Below are 19,799 nucleotides of genomic sequence, written 5' to 3' on the forward strand. Positions count from 1 at the left end.
GCCCGGGGCGCGTCGTCTTCTTGTCGGATCAGGCGAGGTCGAACCGGTCCAGTTCCATCACCTTGGTCCAGGCCGCCACGAAGTCGGCGACGAACTTGCCGCGGGCGTCGTCGCTGGCGTAGACCTCGGCGAGCGCCCGGAGCTGGGAGTTGGAGCCGAAGATGAGGTCGACCGCGGTCGCGGTCCACTTCACCTGGTCGGTGGCCACGTCGCGGATCTCGTACACGTGCTCGTCGGACTCCGACGCCTTCCAGCGCGTGCCCGGGGAGAGCAGGTTGCTGAAGAAGTCGTTGCTGAGCACGCCGGGCCGGTCGGTGAGCACGCCGTGCCGGCTGTCGTCGACGTTGGCGCCGAGGGAGCGCAGGCCACCCACGAGTACCGTCATCTCGGGCGCGGTCAGGTTGAGCATGTACGCCCGGTCGAGCAGCAGCACCTCCGGCTGGGTCTTCTCGCCAGCGCGCAGGTAGTTGCGGAACCCGTCGGCGCGCGGCTCCAGGACCCGGAACGACTCGATGTCGGTCTGCTCCTGGCTGGCGTCGGTGCGGCCCGGGTGGAACGGGACCGTGATCTCGACACCGGCGTCCCGCGCCGCCTTCTCGACCGCGGCCGAACCGGCCAGCACGATCAGGTCGGCGAGGGAGATCTTGGCCCCGCCCGCCGCGTTGAACTCCTGCTGGATGCCCTCCAGGGTGCTCAGCACCGTCGCGAGCTGCTCCGGCTGGTTGACCTCCCAGCTGCGCTGCGGCTCAAGGCGGATCCGGGCGCCGTTGGCACCGCCACGCTTGTCGGTGTAACGGAAGCTCGCGGCCGAGGCCCAGGCGGTGCTGACCAGCTGGGCGGTGGTGAGGCCGGACTCCAGGACCTTGGCCTTCAGCGCCGCGATATCGGCGTCGCCGACCAGCTCGTGGTCGACGGCCGGCACCGGGTCCTGCCACAGCTGAGGCTCCGGCACCCAGGGTCCGAGGAACCGGCTGACCGGGCCCATGTCGCGGTGCAGCAGCTTGAACCAGGCCTTGGCGAAGGCCAGCGCGAACTCGTCGGGGTTCTCCAGGAACCGGCGGGAGATCTTCTCGTACGTCGGGTCGACGCGCAGCGACAGGTCGGTCGTGAGCATCGTGGGCTTGTGCTTCTTCGACGGGTCGTGGGCGTCGGGGATGATCGCCTCGGCGTCCTTGGCGACCCACTGCTTGGCACCGCCCGGGCTGGTGGTGAGTTCCCACTCGTAGCCGAAGAGGATCTCGAAGAAGCGGTTGCTCCACTGCGTCGGCCGGTCGGTCCAGGTGACCTCGAGGCCGCTGGTGATGGTGTCGGCGCCCTTGCCGCTGCCGTACGTGCTCAGCCAGCCCAGTCCCTGGGCCTCCAGCGGCGCACCCTCGGGCTCCGGGCCCACGTGGTTGTCGGCGACACCGGCGCCGTGGGTCTTGCCGAAGGTGTGGCCACCCGCGATGAGCGCGACGGTCTCCTCGTCGTTCATCGCCATCCGGGCGAAGGTCTCCCGGATGAAGTGCGCCGCCGCGAGCGGGTCGGCGTTGCCGCGCGGGCCCTCGGGGTTGACGTAGATGAGGCCCATCTCGGTCGCGCCCACGCCCTGCGACATCTCCTGCTCGGACACATAACGCTCGTCACCCAGCCAGGTGTCCTCCGGACCCCAGAAGATCTCCTCGGGCTCCCAGACGTCCTCGCGGCCGAAGCCGAACCCGAAGGTCTTGAAGCCCATCGACTCCAGCGCCACGTTCCCAGCGAGTACGAGCAGGTCGGCCCAGGAGATCTGCTGGCCGTACTTCTGCTTCACCGGCCACAGCAGGCGGCGGGCCTTGTCCAGGTTGGCGTTGTCCGGCCAGCTGTTGAGCGGGGCGAAGCGCTGCCCGCCGTCACCGGCACCACCGCGGCCGTCCTCGATGCGGTAGGTGCCCGCGGCGTGCCAGCTCATCCTGATCATGAGGCCGCCGTAGTGGCCGAAGTCGGCCGGCCACCAGTCCTGCGAGGTGGTGAGGACCTCGGTGATGTCCCGCTTCAGCGCCTCGACATCGAGCTTGGCAAATTCCTTGGCGTAGCTGAAGTCCTCCCCCAGCGGGTTGCCCTTCGACGAATGGGCGTGCAGCACCGAGAGATCGAGCTGGTTGGGCCACCAGTCCCGGTTGGTGCGCGGACGACCGCCGGTCTTCGGGGTCGGCGAGTCGATCGCCGGGTTCTCGCTCTCGCTTCCGTGTGCGGTCACGGAGTCGTGCGCGACCGGGCAGCCGGCCGCCGCCTTGTCGTCGACGCCCTGGGCGCTGGACGGGCCGTCGTGCTGTGCGTTGCTCAATGTGCTTCCTTCCGACCTGGCGGATCACTTGTGGTGCGTACGGTCGCGCAGTCGGGGCAGGTGCCCCAGTAGACGACCTCCGCCTCGTCGACCACGAATCCGTGGTCGTCGGAGGCGGTGAGACACGGGGCGGAGCCGACGGCGCAGTCCACGTCGGCGATCACGCCACAGGAGCGGCAGACGACATGATGGTGGTTGTCCCCCACCCGGGACTCGTAGCGGGCGATCGCTCCGGTGGGCTGGATGCGCCGCACCAGACCGGCGTCGGTGAGCGCCCGCAGCACATCGTAGATCGCCTGGTGGGACACCGTGGGGTGATCGGCTCGGACCAGCCGGATCACGGTGTCGGTGTCGACGTGCGGGTGGTCACGGAGCGCCGCGAGCACCGCCAACCGGGGTCGGGTCACGCGCAACGAGACCGCCCGCAGCTGTGCCTCGAAGTCGGCCGTCATGCCGACGAACCTACTCCACTGTTCTGGAATGAATCAAGTTTTCCCGGGACTAGGCGGTCGTGTCGCCGGTGTGCCCGCGCTGCCCGGCGCCCGTCGACGTAGCCGAGGTCACCGAGGTGGGAGACGTCTGTGAAGGGGCGGGGTCCGCCGCTTCAGGCGGGTCCGTGATCGGTGGCGAGGTCGGTTCGGTCGGTGACGGAGTGGCTGGGCGCGACGTCGCCGACGGGCTGGACGGCACCGGCGGGCTGGACGGCACCGGCGGGCTGGTCGTCGCCGGAGGGCTGGACGGCACCGGAGGGCTGGACGTCACCGACGGACCGGCGGAGACCGGCGGACCGGACGTGGCCGGTGTCGAGGGGGACGGCGCCGCCGACGGGGCGCCGGTCGGGCGGGCGGCCGGTTGACTCGACCCGACCCCGGCCGACGTCGGGCGGTCCGCATCCGACGCACCCGCGCGCCCGGAAGACCCCGTCGTCGAGGTTGCGGGCTCGGCGGACGCGGAGGCCAGGACCGACGTTCGTACGTGCGTGTCGGCGGACCGGCAGGCGACACCCGCCAGGCTGAACCGGTCGGGTGTCTCATGCCCGCCGGACTCGACGCGGCCGTGCAGGGTCGCCGTCGCGCCCGCACCCGGCTCCGACGGCTCGGCCAGACGCAGCGTCACCCGCTGCTCGTCGTGCGCCCAGGCCGCGCCTCGCACGTCGAGCAGGTGCTGACTGGCCGGCAGAGTGAAGGTCAGCGCCCGTTGCCCGACCACCGGCTGCCCGGTCCCCGTAACGCTGATCTGTGCGGTGAAGCGACCGTCGGCGGCCTGCTGCGCCCGGTACTGCACGGTGCAACCGGACTCAGGGGCCGGCGGGTCGGCGGAGCCCTCGTCGGCGGCGACCAGTCCCGGCACGATCCCGGCCAGCGCGGCCAGCGCCACGGCGGGCGCGGCGAGCAGCAGCCCGCGACGCCGCCCGGCGACCCTCGACCGCCGGGCGGGCCGACCGGCCGGCCTGGTGGGCCCCGGGACCGCTCGGGTGGGTACGGCGACCCGGGTGCCTGCGGAGCTGGGTGCCGGCCGCACGGTCGTTGTCGCCCCGGACAGTGCCTCCGCGAGTTCACCCGCGCTCGGGCGCCGGTCCGGATCGGTCGCCAGGCAGCTGTCGATCAGCCGCGCGTGGTGGGCGGACAGTCCCTCGACTGCGGGAACGGACACCGGTTCATGCAGGGCCCGTTGCGGGGCCTGACCGGTGAGGCACTCGGTGAGGACGACGCCGAGTGCGAACACGTCGCCCGCCGGCACCGCCTCCGCTCCCCCGACCAACTCCGGTGGCAGATAGCTCGGGGTGCCCCAGAGCTGCCCGTCCGGCTCCGCCGGGTCGTCGCCGGCGGCGACGGCGATACCGAAGTCGACCACCTTCACACCGCTGCGGGTGAGCATGATGTTGCCGGGCTTGACGTCCCGGTGCACGATGCCCTGCTCGTGCGCGGCGGCGAGCGCCGCCGCCACTTGCTGACCGATGCGCAGCACCTCGTCCGGGGGCAGGGTGCCGGCGCCACGCAGGCGGGCGGCCAGCGTCGATCCGGCGACGAACTCCATCACCAGGAACGGGGTCGGGGTCCGGGTCAGATGCCGCTGCTCGCCGTAGTCGTACACCCGGGCCACACCGGGATGGTCCAGCCGCGCGGCGGCCAGCGCCTCGCGGCGGATGCGGTCGCGGGCCGCGGGGTCACCCAGCAGCGGGGCCGACAGCAGCTTCACCGCGACGGTGCGCTGCAACCGCAGGTCGTAGCCGCGCCAGACGGTCGCCATGCCGCCCCGGCCGACCGGTTCGTCGAGCCGGTAACGCCGTTGCAGACATCGCACGAGCCACAACCTCCCGATCCGGCCGCGCACCCCGGCGGGGTGTCCCGGTGGCGGAACGTGTCCCGTCACCGCCCTTGTCGACTATCGCGCTACCCCCGGCCGGAGGCGGGAAAACCCCTGCTCAATCAGTTGGCGGACCTCGATTCGTGATGTCACGCGACCGTCACACGATCGCGCGGCAGCCGTCATCCCGTCGGGCATCTCTTGGGAACAGGCACCGTTTTCACCGGATGGACGAGGAGGCGACGACATGACCCGGGAACCCTTTTCCGCCTGGATCACGCGGCGGGTGCGCGACGCCGGCGACCTCGCGGTCCGACGCACCACGCGGGGACGTCCAAGCAGATCGGTTCAACACGGCATGCGGCACGCCGCGGTCGCCGCCGGCCTGGCGGCCGTCCTCGTCGTCACCGGCTGCGCCCGTGAACCGGTGGCGGAACCGCCACCCCCGTCCACCGGTACCAGCCCGCCGAACACTCTCGCGCGGGTCGAGGTCGGTGACGCGCTGACCGTGACCGCGGCGGTGGACCGGGTCGTCGACGAGCGTGCGCTCGTCGTGCGGGACGTCGACCTGGCCGACGGCATCCTCCTCGTGCTGACCCGTCAGGCCGTGGAGGCGTCCCCACCACAACTGGTCACCGTGGAGGGGACCGTCGTCGCCTTCTCGTACCGCGGTCTCTCGGCCCGCCACCACCTGACCGACCCGGCCGAGTACCGTCCGTTCGAGGGACGCAAGGCGCTGGTGGCCGGTCAGGTCACCGTGTGGTGATGACCGGACGCACGCCGACGGGCCCGGTGGACCGGCCGCGCCCGCCGGCAGCAGGCCCGGCCGGGACGGCAACACCGCAGGCCGGGCCGGCGAGGGCCGCCGTCACGGTTTGCGGGCGACGAGTCCGACGAAGGTGTGGTAGGTGTCGGTCTGCTCCGGTGCGGTCTCATCCGGATCCGGTCGCCACGCGGCCACTGGCACCAGGCCCGGTTCCAGCACCTCCAGGCCTTCGACGAAGGAGAGGATCTCCTCGTCGGTACGCCAGCGGCCGGTACCGAGTGACTCGTTGAAGATGCGCTCGACCTCGCGCGCTTTCCGGGAGGCGTCGGGGTGCCGATCGCCCGGATCACGGAAGTGGGAGATCGCGACGTAGCTGCCCGACGGCAGGGCGTCGATCAGCCTCGCCGCCACCCCCTTCGGGTCCTCGTCGTCCCTGAGGTGGTGCAGAATCGCGAAGAGCAGCAGCCCGAGGGGGCGGTCGAGGTCCAGGAACCGGCGGGTCTCCGGATGGTCCAGGATGGCCTCCGGCGATCGGATGTCGGCCTGGACCACCGTCGCGGTTCCGGCGTCGGCCAGCAGCGCCCGCCCGTGCGCCAGCACGATCGGGTCGTTGTCGACGTAGACCACCCGCGCCTGCGGGTCGTGACGCAGGGCCACCTGGTGCACATTGCCCTGGGTGGGCAGACCCGAACCGAGATCGAGGAACTGGCCGATGCCCTGCTCGGTGAGGAAGCGCACCGCCCGACGGAGGAAGGCCCGGTTCGCCTGACCCGCCTGCGGGCCGTCCGGCGTGATCTTGAGTGCGTGCTCGGCGACCGCGCGGTCCACCGCGAAGTTGTCCTTGCCGCCGAGCATGAAGTCGTACACCCGGGCGATGCTCGGCACGCTCATGTCGACCCCGGCCGGTGCCACCTCTTCGTTCGCCACAGTTCGTCTCCTCGTCCACACCGGATCACGGTCGGCCGAACCGCCTGGGCCGAGCGCCGGACCGAGTGTAACCAAACATCGCGTTCGGTCGACGTCGCCGGCGCACCGTGCTTCACCTACCGTCGTCGACCATCCTAAGTGGTCGCTCCGGCGTCAGCCGAACCCGGTCAGCCCCAGCAGCACGGATCATGACTGTCACCTGTCGTGTTGTCGGCGCACCATCTCGGCGATCCAGGCGGGCGCGTACGGAGAGGTGCAGCCCGCGGAGGTCGGATAGTCCTTGAGCACCGCCAGACGCTCCCCGATGTCGATCGCGCGGGCACGGTGCTCGGCGTGCTCGATCCCGATCTGCGCCAGGCAGTGGTTCATCGCCCACTGCAGGCGGTCCGGGGCGTCCTTCATCTGCGCTTCGATCATGTCGAGCAGCCGGGTGAGGTCCAACCCTTCGGGCTTCGCCGCCACCCGGTCGGTGGTCAGCGCCCACCCGGCGCTGGCGACCACCGGGTCCGGGTCGGCGAACCACGCCCGGCGCAGTTCCTCGCAGTGCGGGCTCTTCTTCACCACGTAGTTCACCAGCCAGTCGTGCACCTTGGGTCCGCGCGCCTGGCGCAACATGGCGTCCAACTGGTCGCGCTCGAACGCTTTGGGACGGCAGATCAGGATCGCCAGGAGTCGCGCCGCCGTGTCACCGGTCTGCCACAGCTGCCACCCGAGGTCCTGCTGGGTCTTCAGCCGCTTGGCGAGCGCACGCAGCTTGCTGAGGTGCACGCCGTGATCGTCGCCGTGTCTCTCGTTCACCTCACGTGTCTTCGGGTCCTCCAGCTCGGCCAACTCCGCCAGCACCTCGGCCACCGTCGTCCCGGTCAGCGTCGTCTCGGCCACCTCAGCCCCCTGTTCGTCACGCGCGACAATGCAGCGTACGACGAGGTGCACCCTGGGTGACCGGCCGACTCCCAGCGTCCGGTACTGCTCCGCCGGGCACTGACCCCCGGGTCGCCGTCGAGCAGGACCGCTCGACGCCGACATCACCGGCGCCGACGGCCGGGCTCACCGGGACAGTGTTGCCGCCCAGCTGACCACGCGGTCGACGTCCGCTCGGGTCCATCCGGTCGCGGGATCGATCGACACGAGCAGAGTCGGTGCCGAGCGGCCAGCGGCCCACCGCCGGCCAACGGCCGTGTGGTTGTCATCGATCCACGCTGCCGGCCGATCGGCGGCCACGGCATCGACGGCCGGCACCTTGAGCTCAGCATCGAACGGCACCAGCGGGAAGCCGACCACCGGCAGTGGTCCGACTCCGAGCAGCGGAAGGTAGAGCTCGTTGGCCTGCTCGCCCCATCCCGTCGCCCACCACAGCTCTCCGACGGCGACCAGCTCCCGGATCCAGTCGGCGTGCGCCAGGCAGTAGCGCTGTGGGTCTTCACCGTCGAAGAGGACTCGTTCCTGGTAACCGTCAGGGCACCTCGGTGCCTCGAACGGATTCAGTACGCCGTCGAGGTCCAGGAAGATGATCGGTGCGCCAGCAACGGCGCCGGACCGTCCGGCGCGGTGGGCGTCCGGCGGGCGCACAACGGGTCTCCCCTGCCGCTAGGACGCCTGGCGGATGGGCATGTCGGCCCGCCAGACCTCGGCCAGTTCGCTGAGGGGGACGTCCAGAGCCTGGCTGAGGCAGACGACGGTGCCGAACGCCGGCGCGGGTAGCCGGCCTGCTTCGATCTTGCGCAGCGTCTCGGGAGAGATGCCGGCTGCCAGGGCCACGTCGACGAGGCTGCGGCCGGCCCGGGCAGCCCGCAGGGCGGCTCCGAGGCGCTGGCCCGCGGCGATCTGTTCGGCGGTGAGCGGTTGGCGAACCATGTCAGCAGGATAGCCCTCCCGAGCGGCCGCACCGCGACGTGGTATAAAAATACCGGCAGGGACGAGGGAGGCTTTCATGATCGAGCTCAAGTCGGCCGAGGAGATCGACCGAATGGCGGTGACCGGCCAGTTCGTGGGCGAGTTGCTCGCCGAACTGAGCGGTGTCGCCGCGGTCGGCGTCAACCTGATGGACCTGGAGCACCACGCGCGCCGCCGGATCTCCGAACGCGGCGCCGAGTCCTGCTACTGGGACTACGCCCCGTCGTTCGGCCGCGGTCCGTTCCGCAACGTGCTGTGCCTGTCGGTCAACGACGCGGTGCTGCACGGTCTCCCACACGACTATGTCCTGCGCGACGGCGACCTGCTCAGCATCGACATGGCGGTCGGCATCGACGGCTGGGTCGCCGACTCCGCGCTCTCCGTCATCGTCGGCACCCCCGACCCGGCGGACCTGAAGCTGATCGAGGCCACCGAGGTCGCGCTGGAGGCCGCCATCGCCGCCGCCCAGCCCGGCGGTCGCCTCGGCGACGTCTCCGCCGCTATCGGCGAAGTCGCGCACTCCTACGGCTACCGGGTCAACGGCGAGTTCGGCGGTCACGGCATCGGCCGCACCATGCACGAGGCGCCGCACGTGGCCAACAACGGTCGCCCCCGCCGCGGCCTGAAACTCGACCCCGGCCTCACCATCGCCATCGAACCCTGGCTCTGCCGCTCCACCGACAAGATCAGGTACGACAAGGACGGTTGGACGATCCGGTCGGCGGACGGTTCCCGCACCGCCCACTCCGAGCACACGGTCGCCATCACGGCTTCCGGCCCTCGGGTACTGACCCGCCGCCCCGCCCACGGCACCGCCTCGGCCGATCCTGCCGAGAAGTCCGCCACCGCCTCCTGAACCGCAGGGCGCTTGTCAAACTCGTACGGTCGGACCGGTCTCACCGGCCCTCGTCCAACTGCAGGGCCGTCAGCCAGGCATGCCCCGGATGCACCTGACTCAGCAGCCGGGTAAACGTCTCGCGTTGCACATCGGTCAGCAGCGGGAGGACGCCGTCGAAGTCGGCCTGATCCTTGGGGCGCACGTGCTTGGCTTTGAAGAGCAGAACCAGCTCAGGGACAAGGTATGGAATCCCGTCCGGGCTCTGCCGGATGATCTCGGGGTAGGGCAGCCTGATCGTCGCGTCCCGCCGGAAGATCCACATCTCATCGTCGTGCGGCTCACGCATGACATCGAGCAGGTAGTGTCCCGTCGCCGGCTCGCGCAACCACGTCTGGTGGGTGGCGCTGAGCACCTGCGGCGTCGCCGCTTCCCAGATCCGCCCGGCGCCGACCGCGTCGAAGGTGAACTCGGCAAGGCGCTCGCGAATCGCCGGAAACCGCCCGGCTGGCACACCGATCTCGATGTCGTGGTGCGCCCGGGTCTGCTCACCGCGGAACAGGTCCAGGGCCCAGCCCGCCGCGACGTACCAGGGCACCTCGACACCGGCCAGACGCCGGGCGACCTCGTGCGGTGTCCAGCATCCCGCCCAGCGGGCTTCGAGTGCCTCGATGTCGTCCGGCGACACCTCGATGCCGCCGTCAGGTGGCTGGCTTCCCACTCGCCGACGATATCCCGGATCGCAGCCGGCCTGTCGACGGCCGTCCGGCCTGTCGGGGTGGCAACACACGGAACTCGTTGCCGTCGGGATCGGCGAGCATGACAGCGCCGTCCTCGCCGACCTCGATCCGCGTGGCGCCGAGGGACACCAGCCGGTCGACCTCCGACCGCTGATCGCCGTGGGCGGGTGGAGCAAGGTCGAAGCGCTGCCGGTTCCTGCCCTGCTTCGGAGCCACGGGCGGACCTCCCCAGGCGACCTTCGTGCCGCCGGCCGGTGACTGCACGGCGGTCTCCTGGTCCTGATCCCACACGAGCGGCCAGCGCAGCGCCGCACTCCAGAAGAGACCGACCTCCCGGGTCCCCTCGCAGGCGATCTCACCGAGAAATCCGCAACCGGCGAGGAAGTTGTTGCCCGGCTCGATGACGCAGAAAGCGTTGCCGTCCGGATCGGCGAGGACGATGTGTCCTTCCTCCGGGCGCTGCCCGAGGTCCAGGTGGCAGGCGCCGAGGGCGAGCGCCCGCGCCACCGTCCGCTGCTGGTCGGCGAGGCTGGTGCTGGTCAGGTGCAGGTGCACGCGGTTCTCCGCCACCCGCTGCGCACGGCTCTCCACGAACCGGAGGCCGAGCTGGGTGTCCGTGCCGGGAAGAGACGCACCGCCGGGATCGTGGACGACCTCCCGGCCGAGCAGGTCGGCCCAGAACCGCGCCAGCCGCATCGGTTGACTCGCATCGAAACACACAGCGACCAGCTGACAAGTCATCGCACGTATCCCCGATCGTTGGCTGGCCGCTGTCGGCAGCACGCCGTTCGCCGTCTGTTCGGGTGCAGGGTAAGGAGCGGGCGGCGCCGCGCACAGCCGATTATTCGACGGCGTCCGCTCTCAGGCGTACGCGAGGAGGAAGTCGACGGTGCCGGTGCCCCCGGGCTGACCGGGCGGCACGGGCAGCCCCGGTTCACTGTTCAGCACATAGAATCCGCCGTTGCCGACCAGGCGGGGTGTCACGGCCAGTATCTGAGCCGCCATTGTCGCTCCGGTCGGCCGCACCACGCTGTCGCGCAGGAGCGTGAAGAGGTTCTGGTTCAGATTGGCGACGTGCAACACCCGGTAGGACCGGGGCGCTGGGGTGCCGGTGCTGGTCAGGCCCCAGATCGGAACGATCTGGTTCCGCCAGTTCGACGGGACGTTGGTGATCGTACTGTCGTGGTTGTTCAGTTGGGTCTGGATGCCGGAGTGGATGCCGGCCAGGTGGATGTGCAGCTGATCCTGCTGGCGGATGGCCGGGTCGGCCGAGTTGACGCCCAGGCCGATGTGCGGGTACACCACGTGGCCGGGCTGTCCCGGCTGGGCGTTGTCCCACGCCTCCAGCCAGTAGTTCGGAGCGCTGGCCGTGGCGATGAACGGGCACTCGATGCCGCTGATCCGGCAACTGGGCACCAGCAGGAAGTCGTGGTTCGACCCGGAGCCGCCGTTGAGGATCACATAGGTGGGAGTTGTCCGCAGGCACTGCGGAAACGGCGGACCGGTTTTCGTACCCTCGCAGACCTGCACCCTGTCCCACAGGTCGTACCTGCCTCCGGTGTCGCTCGGATAGCCGCACAGCTGCGACGGTGTGGGACAGGGCGCGGCTCCGGGAGCACCCGGTGCGTCGGCCGGCGGGGACCCCGGGACCTGGCCCCCGTCGGCCGACGCGTCGCCTGCCGCCACCAGCCCCAGGACGCCGGTGGCGCCGAGGGTGCCGGAGAGTCTGACGAACTGACGTCGCTGCATCTTTCCGCTTGCCCGGTCGGGGCCCATCGTCATCCTCCGCATTCGCGAACCAGCAGCACGCGGCCTGGCGTCCGCGACATCGGGTCACCAGTCGGCGCCGAATGCGAATGCGAGGCATGAACACGTCGAGATTAGGACCAACCGGTCATGGCCATGTTCGTCGCTGGCAGGATCCCCTGATCGTGTCGACAGCCCCAGGGGTCAGCAGCCGAGACGCCTGGTGGAAAGCGCGATGTCGTCGATCCAGAGGTCGAACGCCGCCGGGGTGGTGCCGCCCTGGTAGAGCTGCCAACCGATCTTCACGGTGTTGACCGCCGGCAGGATGAACGGCACGTCGTTGCCGCCGTGTTCGGTGGTGGAGGCGGTCAGCTCCGGGTTGGCCACCCCGTCGATCCACACCGCGACGCGGTTGTCCGCCGGGTCGAGATGCCACTCGAAGCACTGCCAGGTGTCCTCGACGACCGGGGCGGACTCCCGCCAGTTGGTCCAGTCGCCGGTCGGCCCGCCGTCGGCGCCCACACCCCAGAAGATGCCGGGGACCGTCGGCGCGTACTGGCCGCCGATCGGACGGACGATCTCCGAGCTGCCGGTGCCGGTGGCCTCCACGAGGGTGAAGTGCGCCCAGTCGGGGCCGGTCGGGAAGGCGTCGACTCGCAGCCGCATCCGGCCGTAGAAGCGGTTGCCCGGCGCGGCGAAATCGTCGACCCGCAGGAAGGCACGGCCGTTGTCGACGGTGTGGATGTGCAGCACCTGGTTGCCACGGTGGGCACGTTCCACGGTGAGTGTGCCGTTACGCGTGTCGATGCCCCAGTCCAGCGTGCTGGCGCCGCCGCGCGGCAGGCGCTCGAAGTCCTCGCAGAAGAGCATGTGTCGGGTGCAGGAGCCGCGGTGGGCGGCACCCGCGGCGTCGGACGGGACACTGCCGACCGTCACGCCGACCATAAGGACGGTGAGCGCGGCAAGAATGGTGCGCATGTTTCCTCCATGAACTGGTTCCCCACCACCCGCGATGTGGCGAGGGCTGCGGTGCCCCACGCACGACCCGTGAAGCTCTCGGCGGCAACGGCGAAATCCCTGGTAGAAGGGTTGGTCATCGGGGTGTCAGGCTCGACTTCGTCTTCGCGGTTTCACCCGTGGAAGCGTTCCCATATATAGCAGATGTTGAATCCCTACGGGTCCGCGTACCCGACGGGCAGGAGCGGTCCGGCGTCCATCGGGACCACATCAGGGACGGTGCTCGTCGGCCGCCCTTGCCGGTCCGGCCGCGCACGCCCCCGGCCAGACGTGGGCACTTCTGGCGCGCCGGGGCAGCGGGGGGCGACCTCCCGCCGGACGGCGTTGTCCTCCACCTCTGCGGAGCGCATACTGAATTCAACCTCGTCGTTCCGTTCGCCGTTTGTACCGCAACAGCGAATGGAGCAGCGGGGTTTCTCCATCTGCCAGGCATTTGATACGGCGCAGTTGCGGACGTGTTACAGGAAGCGCCGTCCGGGACACGGCTCAGGAACGGATGGGAAGCCATGCTCGTTCTCGACACGCAGTCGCTACCCGCGCGAGAACGCGCGGAGGCCTTCCAGGCCACGGTCAGCGGCAACTGTTCCGCCAGTATGGCCTCGTTCGAGGATCCGGCCGCGATCGAGGCGAAGATGGCAGTCTTCGAATTCGGTCGGGCGAAGGTCTTCACCATCGAGGCTTCCGGCACGACACTGCGCCGCACGCCCCGGATCGCCCGGGCCTCGGACGAGTCGTCGATAGTTCTGGCGTTACCGATGCGGACCGACAACCATCTGATGTGGGCGCGGGAGGGCCGCGTGTTCGGGCCGCGTGACCTCATGCTTGTCGACCTCTCCCTGCCGTACGTCTACGGCTGGAAAGGCGGAGGCGCCTCCTACGCGCTGCACGTCGATGCCGATCATCTGGGCGTTTCCCGGGACGTGATCCACCGGGCCGCGCGTGAGCTGCGGGTGAGCCCGCTCTACGAGCTGGTTCGCAGTCACGTCGCTCGGGTGACGGGACAGGCCGACGATCTAGTCGACAGTGGTGCGGGGCCCGAGCTGGGTGCCGCCTCGGCCGAGTTGATGCGTGCTCTGGTGCTCACCGCGGCAGGCGACGACCGACGGCTGCGGGAGGCCATGAACTCCTCGATGCAGGCGCGGGTGCAGGCTTATGTGCGCAGCAACCTGCGGGATCCGGACCTGACACCGGTACGGATCGCCGCGGCCAACGCCATCTCGCTGCGCACGCTCTACAAGCTCTACGAGTCACTGGGCCAGAGCCTGGAGCAGTCGATCATCGAACAGCGCCTGCACGGCGCACGGGCGGACCTGACCTCCGCTCGTCCGCGTTACGCGTCCATCGCAGCAACGGCACGGGCCTGGGGCTTTTCCAACCCGAGCTTCTTTTCGACGAAGTTCCGCGAGACCTTCGGGGTCACTCCACGACAGATGGTCACCGCGCAGAAGTCGGCGGCCACCTCCCCGCCATCTTGAACGGGTGCACACAGACGTCAGAACCGTGCGTCTTCAGAACACCTTCGCCGTCGCGAAGGTGCGACATTGCCCCTGACAACGGCGGGCACCCCGCCGGGAAAGGGAGTCATGTCCACACTCAGCGCCACTTCCGCCCTCATCCTGCGAGCCGCAGCGCACCGTTAGGAGCGGACCATGCCTTTCGTCACCGTCAGCGACGGCACGCAGATCTTCTACAAGGACTGGGGCAGCGGCCGCCCGGTCGTGCTGTCCCATGGCTGGCCGCTCAACTCCGACAGCTGGGAAGCCCAGGCGCTGCACCTCGCCGCGAACGGCTACCGGGTGATCGCGCACGACCGACGCGGACACGGCCGCTCCACCCAGACCTGGCACGGCAACGACATGGACACCTACGCCGACGACCTCGCCGCCGTCGTCGAGGCGCTCGACCTGCGAGCGGCCACCCTGATCGGATTCTCCACCGGCGGCGGCGAGGTGGCCCGCTACATCGGCCGGCACGGCACCGGCCGCGCCGCCCAGGTCGCCCTCGTCTCGGCGGTGCCGCCGTTCATGCTGATGACCGAGGACAACCCCGCCGGGGTACCCGTCGAGGTGTTCGACGGCCTTCGCGCCGGCTCGCTTACCGACCGCGCGCAGCTCTACAAGGACCTGGCCGACGGGCCGTTCTTCGGCCACAACCGACCGGGAAGCGTCGTTTCACAGGGGATCCGGGACGTATTCTGGCTGCAGAGCATGGCCGCTGGACACCGCAACGCCTACGAGTGCGTCGCCGCCTTCTCCGCCACCGATTTCCGCCCGGACCTCGACGCCTTTGATGTACCCACCCTGGTCATCCATGGCGACGACGACCAGGTCGTGCCCTTCGAGGTGGGCGGAAAGGCATCCGCCGCCCGCATCAAGGGCGCCCGGCTGACGGTCTACCCGGGCGCACCACACGGCATCACCGACACCCACAAGCAGCAGCTCGGCGACGACCTGCTCGCCTTCCTCGAGGAGTACCAGCCATGAAACCGATCGTCCTGGTGCACGGCTTCTGGGTCACGCCCCGCAGCTGGGAGAACTGGATCACCCACTACGAGAGCAAGGGCCACCAGGTGGTGGCGCCCGCGTACCCCGGATTCGAGGTCGAGGTGGAGGCGCTCAACGCCGACCCGGCCCCGATCGCGCAGGTTACGGTGCCGCAGATCATCGCCCACCTCGAAGAGGTGGTGCGGGCGCTGCCGGAGCCGCCGATCATCATCGGCCACTCCGCCGGTGGCGCGTTCACCCAGATCCTGCTCGACCACGGCTACGGCGCAGCCGGCGTGGCACTCAACTCGGCACCCACCGAGGGCGTTCGCGTGGTGCCTCTGTCCCAGGTCAAGTCCACCTTCCCGGTACTCAGGAGCCCTGCCAACCGGCACAAGGCGGTCGGCCTGACCCTCGATCAGTGGAAGTACGCTTTCACCAACACATTCACCGACGAGGAGTCGCGGGCTCTCTACGAGCGCTACCACATCCCCGCCCCCGGCGGCATCGTGTGGGGCGGCGTCCTGGCCAACTTCCAACCCGGCCACCAGGACACCTGGGTCGACTACCAGAACAACGACCGGGCACCGCTGCTGTTCGTGTCCGGCAGCGAGGACCACATCATGCCGCCCGCCGTGCAGAAGTCGAACGCGGAGCATTACAAGTCCAACACCATCACCGAACGTCGCGAGTACGACGGCTACGCCCACCTGCTGCCGGCGCAGAAGGGATGGGAGCAGATCGCGGACGAGGTCCTCGACTGGGCCGTGCGGCAGGCAGGATGACCGACGTCCGGATCACGCACATCGGCGGTCCGACCGTGCTGATCGAGGTCGACGGCTGGCACCTGCTCACCGATCCGACGTTCGACGCACCCGGCCGGACCTACCGGTTCGGCTGGGGCACGGCGTCGCGCAAGCTCGCCGGCCCCGCGCTGCCGGCGGAGTCGCTCGGCGACCTCGACGCGGTGCTGCTGACCCACGATCACCACGCCGACAACCTCGACGACGCCGGCCGGGTCCTGTTACGAGCGGCGGGCCGGATCGTCACCACCGTGGCCGGCAGCCGGCGGCTCGGAGCCGCCGCCACCGGCCTGGCGCCGTGGCAGCACACCACGCTCACGGCACCCGACCGGCCGGCCATCGAGGTCACCGCGACCCCGTGCCGACACGGCCCGCCGCTGAGCCGCCCGGTCGTCGGTGAGGTGACAGGTTTCGTGCTGCGCTGGGCCGGCCAGCGGCACGGGCCGCTCTGGATCACCGGCGACACCGTGCTCTACGACGGCGTCCGTCAGGTCGCCGACCGGTTCGGCATCGGCACCGTGGTGCTGCACCTCGGCGCGGTACGGTTCGGCCTCACCGGTCCGCTGCGCTACACGATGACCGCCGCCGAGGGCGCCGAACTGTGCGGGCTGATCGGGCCTCGTACGGTGGTGCCGGTGCACTACGAGGGTTGGGGCCACTTCAGCGAAGGACGGCAGGCGATCGAGGCCGCGTTCGCATCCGCCCCGCCCACGGTCCGGGAGAGCCTGCACTGGCTCACCCCCGGCACGGCCACCACCCTCACGGTCTGACCACGCCGGGTGGCGGCGGGCACGCTCGCCGCCACCCGGCCTCACCTGCGGTCCGTCCCAGGGTGGTGGTTCCACTTGGTATGAGTCACCTGGTATAGATCAGTCTCTATTGCTTCCGGTTAGGTTGGCGGTGGCCCACCTGATCCGGCTGGCGCCCCACCGAGGCGCCCGGCAGCGGCACCGGCCAGGTCAACGGGCTCCCGCGCCCGCAGCATCGTCGCCCAAACTCCGAGGGCGGAGCGCGGCGGGACCCCGCCCCGACCGCGGCGCACCCCCCGTTCCCGCGCCGCCGTTCGCACAGGAGGCAACAGATGAGACGAGTTCTCACCCTCGCGGCAGCAGCGATCCTGCTGCCCGTCGGTGCCATCGCCGTCGCGGTGACCCCCGCCGCCGCGGCCCCGCAATCAACCCCCGACACCGCCGCCACCGTGACCGCCGCATCGTCGGAGATGCTCGCCGCGATGCAGCGTGACCTCGACCTGAGCCCGACCGAGGCACGCACCCGGATCGCCCGGGACGACAAGGGAACCCGGACGGACGCCAGCCTGCGCAAGACCCTGGGAGCGTCGTACGCCGGTGGCTGGATGACCGCCGACGGCCTGGTCGTCGCCGTCACCGGCAAGGCCGCCGCCGACCGGGTCAGGGCTGCCGGTGCGCGGGCGACGATCGTCGGCCGCAGCGGCGCCGAGTTGGACCGGATCAAGGCGACGCTGGACCGTCACGCCACCCAGGCGCCTGCCGGCGCGGTTCCCGGCTGGTACGTCGACGTCACGACGAACACCGTCGTGGTCCTCGCCAGCGGCGACACCGCTGCCGCCTCGGCGTTCGTCCGCGCGAGTCGGGTCGACGCCGCCGCGGTCCGGGTGGTGACCACGACCGAGTCTCCGCAACTGCTCTACGACGTCCGGGGCGGCGACGCCTACTACATGGGCGGGCGCTGTTCGGTCGGTTTCTCGGTGACCGGCGGCTTCGTCACCGCCGGACACTGTGGTCGCACCGGCACCGCGACCCAGGGCTACAACCAGGTCGCCCAGGGCACCTTCCGCGGCTCGTCGTTCCCGGGCAACGACTACGGCTGGGTCCAGACCAACTCGAACTGGACGCCGCAGCCGTGGGTCAACAACTACTCGGGCGGGAACGTCACGGTGGCCGGTTCCACCGAGGCCGCCGTCGGCGCGGCGGTCTGCCGGTCCGGCTCGACCACCGGCTGGCGGTGCGGCACCATCCAGGCCAAGAACCAGACCGTCAACTATGCCGAGGGTTCGGTCAGCGGGCTGACCCGCACCAACGCCTGCGCCGAGCCGGGCGACTCGGGCGGCTCGTGGCTGTCCGGCCAGCAGGCCCAGGGCGTGACCTCAGGCGGTTCGGGCAACTGTTCCTCCGGCGGGACCACCTACTTCCAGCCGGTCAACGAGATCCTCTCGGCGTACGGGCTGACGCTGCGCACAAGTGGTGGCGGCAACGAACCGCCTCCGCCGCCCACCGGCTGCAGCGGCTACGAGTCGACCTACACCGGCAGCATCTCCGCCGGCCAGAGCCGCTACCAGCCGAACGGCAGCTACTACTACTCGTCCGTCTCGGGCACCCACCGCGGCTGCCTGGACGGGCCGACGGGCGTGGACTTCGACCTCTACCTGCAGAAGTGGAGCGGATCTGCCTGGGTCGACGTGGCCGGCTCGTACAGTTCCGGGCCTGACGAGTCGCTGACCTACAACGGTACGGCCGGTTACTACCGCTTCGAGGTACACGCGTACAGCGGCTCCGGCAGCTACTCGCTGGGCATCACCAACCCCTGATCCCCCTCGACGACGCGGCGGGGTGCGGACCGGTTCCGCACCCCGCTCGAAGGGTCACCGGGACGGCGTGTGCCCTGATCCGCCGCGCCTGGCGGACGCGGAAAACGGTTCGTCGGCGGTGCGCAAGCCTGGCACAGTGGCGCACCATGACGGACACCGAGCTGATGACCGCCGCGGACATCCCGCTGATGCAGGATCTGGCGCAGCGTGTCACCGCCGTCCGGCCGGACCTGATCAGCGCCGGCGCTTCGTACGGGGAACTGGCCTGGGTCTGGGGCCAGGGGTGCGCTCTCTACCGGGCGACGTGGCCGCGGCGGCTGTGGTTCTCGGGGAACGAGTTGGTGGCGTGGGGGTGGGCGTTTCTTCCGCGCCGGGTCACTCGCAACGACGGCTCGGTCACGGAGGTCAACGGCGCCTCGCTGGTTTACCAGATCCATCCCGACCACCGGGAGCTGATCGACGAGGTGATCGAGTGGTACGACGGGGTGGCGGCCGGTCTCGAACGCACGGTGTTGCCGACGACCGCCGAAGAGTTCGCGCTGCGGCGCTGGGCGGCGCACGGTTACCTCGACGACGTGGCGGCACTCGGCGACGCCGGAGACTGGACCCAGCTCAACGAACGTGACCTCACCGAGGTGGAACATCCGGTTCTGCCGGCCGGATTCCGGTTCCGGACCGCCGACGAGGCTGGACCGGAGGCGGCGGTCCAAGCTCACGTGGACGCCTGGGCCCCCTCGGCGTACTCCGCCCGGAGCTACGAGGAGGTGCGGCGGACCGCGGCCTATCGCGGTGACCTGCACATCCTGGTACAGGCCCCGGACGGGACGATGGCCTCGTCGACGATCATGTGGCTCGACCCGGCGAACAGGAGCGTCGAGTTCGAGCCGGTCGGGACGCATCCGGGCTACCGGCGGCGAGGGCTGGCCAGAGCGATGATGCTGCACGGCATGATGGTGGCGCGCTCGGCCGGAGCCACTCATGCCACTGTGGTGTGCCTGGGGGCGCCGGAGCATCCGCAGCCGCGGAAGTTGTACTACAGCCTCGGATTCCGTGAGCTTTCGCGGGATGCACCGCTGATCAAAGCCGCCTCCGCGAGCTGACCCCTGGGCCGGTACGCGCCCCCGTCCTGCCGGCCGTAGCCCTGCTCGCCCCGGTACCGACTGCGCTGCCGGACCCAGCCTGCGGCAGCAGCCGTTGCAGGCCGCGGCGGGTGGTCGAGGGCAGCCCGATTCCCAGCCGACGGAGTCCGGGTGGCGATCCGACACGGCGGATCGTGGTCCGAACACCGGATGGTGTCCGGACCACGATCCGGATCCCGTCAGCGTTGCAGGGTGAGCAGTCCGGGACGGTAGGGCAGCAGGCCGTAGTCGCCACCGGAGTTGGGGGAACGTCCCTGGTAGAGCAGTTGCAG

19 protein-coding genes are annotated in these 19,799 nt (G+C 70.2%); 8 read left to right on the forward strand and 11 right to left on the reverse strand.

Translation table 11 applies throughout. The annotated features are described in order from the left end of the window. Positions 1 to 28 precede the first annotated feature (28 nt). The 3 genes from katG to AB0I71_RS21525 are packed head-to-tail and all read right to left on the reverse strand — an operon-like array spanning position 29 to position 4,609. Positions 29 to 2,305: a catalase/peroxidase HPI gene (gene katG, locus AB0I71_RS21515; RefSeq protein WP_357587233.1), complete on the reverse strand. Its 2,277-nt coding sequence runs from the start codon at positions 2,303 to 2,305 to the stop codon at positions 29 to 31. Then, positions 2,302 to 2,757 carry a Fur family transcriptional regulator gene (locus AB0I71_RS21520; protein ID WP_204007571.1) on the reverse strand — a complete coding sequence of 152 codons (456 nt, stop codon included), beginning with the start codon at positions 2,755 to 2,757 and terminating at the stop codon, positions 2,302 to 2,304. The genes katG and AB0I71_RS21520 overlap by 4 nt, the downstream gene beginning before the upstream one ends. Before the next feature lie 49 nt (positions 2,758 to 2,806). After that, positions 2,807 to 4,609: a protein kinase gene (locus tag AB0I71_RS21525; RefSeq protein WP_357587235.1), complete on the reverse strand. Its 1,803-nt coding sequence runs from the start codon at positions 4,607 to 4,609 to the stop codon at positions 2,807 to 2,809. A gap of 361 nt (positions 4,610 to 4,970) precedes the next feature. Between AB0I71_RS21525 and AB0I71_RS21530 the strand changes: the two genes are divergently transcribed. Beyond that, entirely contained in the window at positions 4,971 to 5,378 is a 408-nt protein-coding gene (locus AB0I71_RS21530) for a hypothetical protein (protein WP_357587237.1), read from the forward strand. Positions 5,379 to 5,480: 102 nt separating this feature from the next. On the opposite strand, the gene AB0I71_RS21535 is transcribed toward AB0I71_RS21530, so the two are convergent. The 4 genes from AB0I71_RS21535 to AB0I71_RS21550 all read right to left on the reverse strand — a co-directional run bounded on the left by AB0I71_RS21535 (position 5,481) and on the right by AB0I71_RS21550 (position 8,159). After that, complete coding sequence (locus tag AB0I71_RS21535; protein ID WP_357587239.1) at positions 5,481 to 6,305, reverse strand: SAM-dependent methyltransferase; 825 nt, start codon at positions 6,303 to 6,305, stop codon at positions 5,481 to 5,483. Positions 6,306 to 6,500: 195 nt separating this feature from the next. After that, a complete protein-coding gene (locus AB0I71_RS21540; protein WP_357587241.1) occupies positions 6,501 to 7,187 on the reverse strand; it encodes a DNA alkylation repair protein in 687 nt (228 codons plus the stop codon). 165 nt (positions 7,188 to 7,352) lie between these two features. Then, positions 7,353 to 7,874, reverse strand: a complete 522-nt coding sequence (locus AB0I71_RS21545; protein ID WP_357587243.1) for a hypothetical protein — start codon at positions 7,872 to 7,874, stop codon at positions 7,353 to 7,355. Between the two features lie 18 nt (positions 7,875 to 7,892). Further along, on the reverse strand, positions 7,893 to 8,159 hold the full coding sequence (locus AB0I71_RS21550; RefSeq protein ID WP_357587245.1) for a helix-turn-helix transcriptional regulator: 267 nt from the start codon (positions 8,157 to 8,159) through the stop codon (positions 7,893 to 7,895). A 76-nt stretch (positions 8,160 to 8,235) separates the two neighbouring features. Here AB0I71_RS21550 and map point away from each other — a divergent pair, with 76 nt between their 5' ends. Beyond that, complete coding sequence (gene map, locus AB0I71_RS21555) at positions 8,236 to 9,054, forward strand: type I methionyl aminopeptidase (protein WP_357587247.1); 819 nt, start codon at positions 8,236 to 8,238, stop codon at positions 9,052 to 9,054. Positions 9,055 to 9,094: 40 nt separating this feature from the next. Here map and AB0I71_RS21560 read toward each other — a convergent pair whose 3' ends face one another. From AB0I71_RS21560 to AB0I71_RS21575, 4 genes are all read right to left on the reverse strand, one after another. Further along, positions 9,095 to 9,754: a hypothetical protein gene (locus tag AB0I71_RS21560; RefSeq protein ID WP_357587249.1), complete on the reverse strand. Its 660-nt coding sequence runs from the start codon at positions 9,752 to 9,754 to the stop codon at positions 9,095 to 9,097. Beyond that, positions 9,735 to 10,514 carry a VOC family protein gene (locus AB0I71_RS21565; RefSeq protein ID WP_357587251.1) on the reverse strand — a complete coding sequence of 260 codons (780 nt, stop codon included), beginning with the start codon at positions 10,512 to 10,514 and terminating at the stop codon, positions 9,735 to 9,737. The genes AB0I71_RS21560 and AB0I71_RS21565 overlap by 20 nt, the downstream gene beginning before the upstream one ends. Before the next feature lie 120 nt (positions 10,515 to 10,634). Further along, positions 10,635 to 11,555 (reverse strand): CDP-diacylglycerol diphosphatase, encoded by a 921-nt coding sequence (locus AB0I71_RS21570; protein ID WP_357587253.1) that lies wholly within the window; start codon positions 11,553 to 11,555, stop codon positions 10,635 to 10,637. 168 nt (positions 11,556 to 11,723) lie between these two features. Next, the gene (locus AB0I71_RS21575) at positions 11,724 to 12,497 is read right to left on the reverse strand and encodes a hypothetical protein (protein WP_357587255.1); all 774 of its coding nucleotides are present in this window, start codon (positions 12,495 to 12,497) and stop codon (positions 11,724 to 11,726) included. Between the two features lie 545 nt (positions 12,498 to 13,042). Between AB0I71_RS21575 and AB0I71_RS21580 the strand changes: the two genes are divergently transcribed. The 6 genes from AB0I71_RS21580 to AB0I71_RS21605 all read left to right on the forward strand — a co-directional run bounded on the left by AB0I71_RS21580 (position 13,043) and on the right by AB0I71_RS21605 (position 19,488). Beyond that, a complete protein-coding gene (locus tag AB0I71_RS21580; protein WP_357587257.1) occupies positions 13,043 to 14,011 on the forward strand; it encodes a helix-turn-helix domain-containing protein in 969 nt (322 codons plus the stop codon). A gap of 174 nt (positions 14,012 to 14,185) precedes the next feature. Then, entirely contained in the window at positions 14,186 to 15,019 is an 834-nt protein-coding gene (locus AB0I71_RS21585) for an alpha/beta hydrolase (protein WP_357587259.1), read from the forward strand. Then, positions 15,016 to 15,804, forward strand: coding sequence for an alpha/beta hydrolase (locus AB0I71_RS21590; protein WP_357587261.1), 789 nt, complete (start codon positions 15,016 to 15,018; stop codon positions 15,802 to 15,804). Before AB0I71_RS21585 ends, AB0I71_RS21590 begins: the two co-directional genes overlap by 4 nt. Next, positions 15,801 to 16,592, forward strand: coding sequence for an MBL fold metallo-hydrolase (locus AB0I71_RS21595; protein WP_357587263.1), 792 nt, complete (start codon positions 15,801 to 15,803; stop codon positions 16,590 to 16,592). The genes AB0I71_RS21590 and AB0I71_RS21595 overlap by 4 nt, the downstream gene beginning before the upstream one ends. Positions 16,593 to 16,903: 311 nt before the next feature. Then, entirely contained in the window at positions 16,904 to 18,388 is a 1,485-nt protein-coding gene (locus AB0I71_RS21600) for a S1 family peptidase (RefSeq protein WP_357587266.1), read from the forward strand. 146 nt (positions 18,389 to 18,534) lie between these two features. Beyond that, positions 18,535 to 19,488: a GNAT family N-acetyltransferase gene (locus AB0I71_RS21605; RefSeq protein ID WP_357587268.1), complete on the forward strand. Its 954-nt coding sequence runs from the start codon at positions 18,535 to 18,537 to the stop codon at positions 19,486 to 19,488. The last annotated feature ends 311 nt before the right edge of the window (positions 19,489 to 19,799 follow it).

It is taken from the genome of Micromonospora sp. NPDC049891 (assembly GCF_040660295.1).
Taxonomy (GTDB): Bacteria; Actinomycetota; Actinomycetes; order Mycobacteriales; family Micromonosporaceae; genus Micromonospora.

Excerpts from the sequence above, each read along its gene's own strand:
- AB0I71_RS21520 (WP_204007571.1), bottom strand. The coding sequence starts at position 2,757 with ATGACGGCCGACTTCGAGGCACAGCTGCGGGCGGTCTCGTTGCGCGTG.
- AB0I71_RS21530 (WP_357587237.1), top strand. The coding sequence starts at position 4,971 with ATGCGGCACGCCGCGGTCGCCGCCGGCCTGGCGGCCGTCCTCGTCGTC.
- AB0I71_RS21550 (WP_357587245.1), bottom strand. The coding sequence starts at position 8,159 with ATGGTTCGCCAACCGCTCACCGCCGAACAGATCGCCGCGGGCCAGCGC.
- map (WP_357587247.1), top strand. The coding sequence starts at position 8,236 with ATGATCGAGCTCAAGTCGGCCGAGGAGATCGACCGAATGGCGGTGACC.
- AB0I71_RS21565 (WP_357587251.1), bottom strand. The coding sequence starts at position 10,514 with ATGACTTGTCAGCTGGTCGCTGTGTGTTTCGATGCGAGTCAACCGATG.
- AB0I71_RS21570 (WP_357587253.1), bottom strand. The coding sequence starts at position 11,555 with ATGACGATGGGCCCCGACCGGGCAAGCGGAAAGATGCAGCGACGTCAG.
- AB0I71_RS21575 (WP_357587255.1), bottom strand. The coding sequence starts at position 12,497 with ATGCGCACCATTCTTGCCGCGCTCACCGTCCTTATGGTCGGCGTGACG.
- AB0I71_RS21580 (WP_357587257.1), top strand. The coding sequence starts at position 13,043 with ATGCTCGTTCTCGACACGCAGTCGCTACCCGCGCGAGAACGCGCGGAG.
- AB0I71_RS21585 (WP_357587259.1), top strand. The coding sequence starts at position 14,186 with ATGCCTTTCGTCACCGTCAGCGACGGCACGCAGATCTTCTACAAGGAC.
- AB0I71_RS21590 (WP_357587261.1), top strand. The coding sequence starts at position 15,016 with ATGAAACCGATCGTCCTGGTGCACGGCTTCTGGGTCACGCCCCGCAGC.
- AB0I71_RS21595 (WP_357587263.1), top strand. The coding sequence starts at position 15,801 with ATGACCGACGTCCGGATCACGCACATCGGCGGTCCGACCGTGCTGATC.
- AB0I71_RS21600 (WP_357587266.1), top strand. The coding sequence starts at position 16,904 with ATGAGACGAGTTCTCACCCTCGCGGCAGCAGCGATCCTGCTGCCCGTC.
- AB0I71_RS21605 (WP_357587268.1), top strand. The coding sequence starts at position 18,535 with ATGACGGACACCGAGCTGATGACCGCCGCGGACATCCCGCTGATGCAG.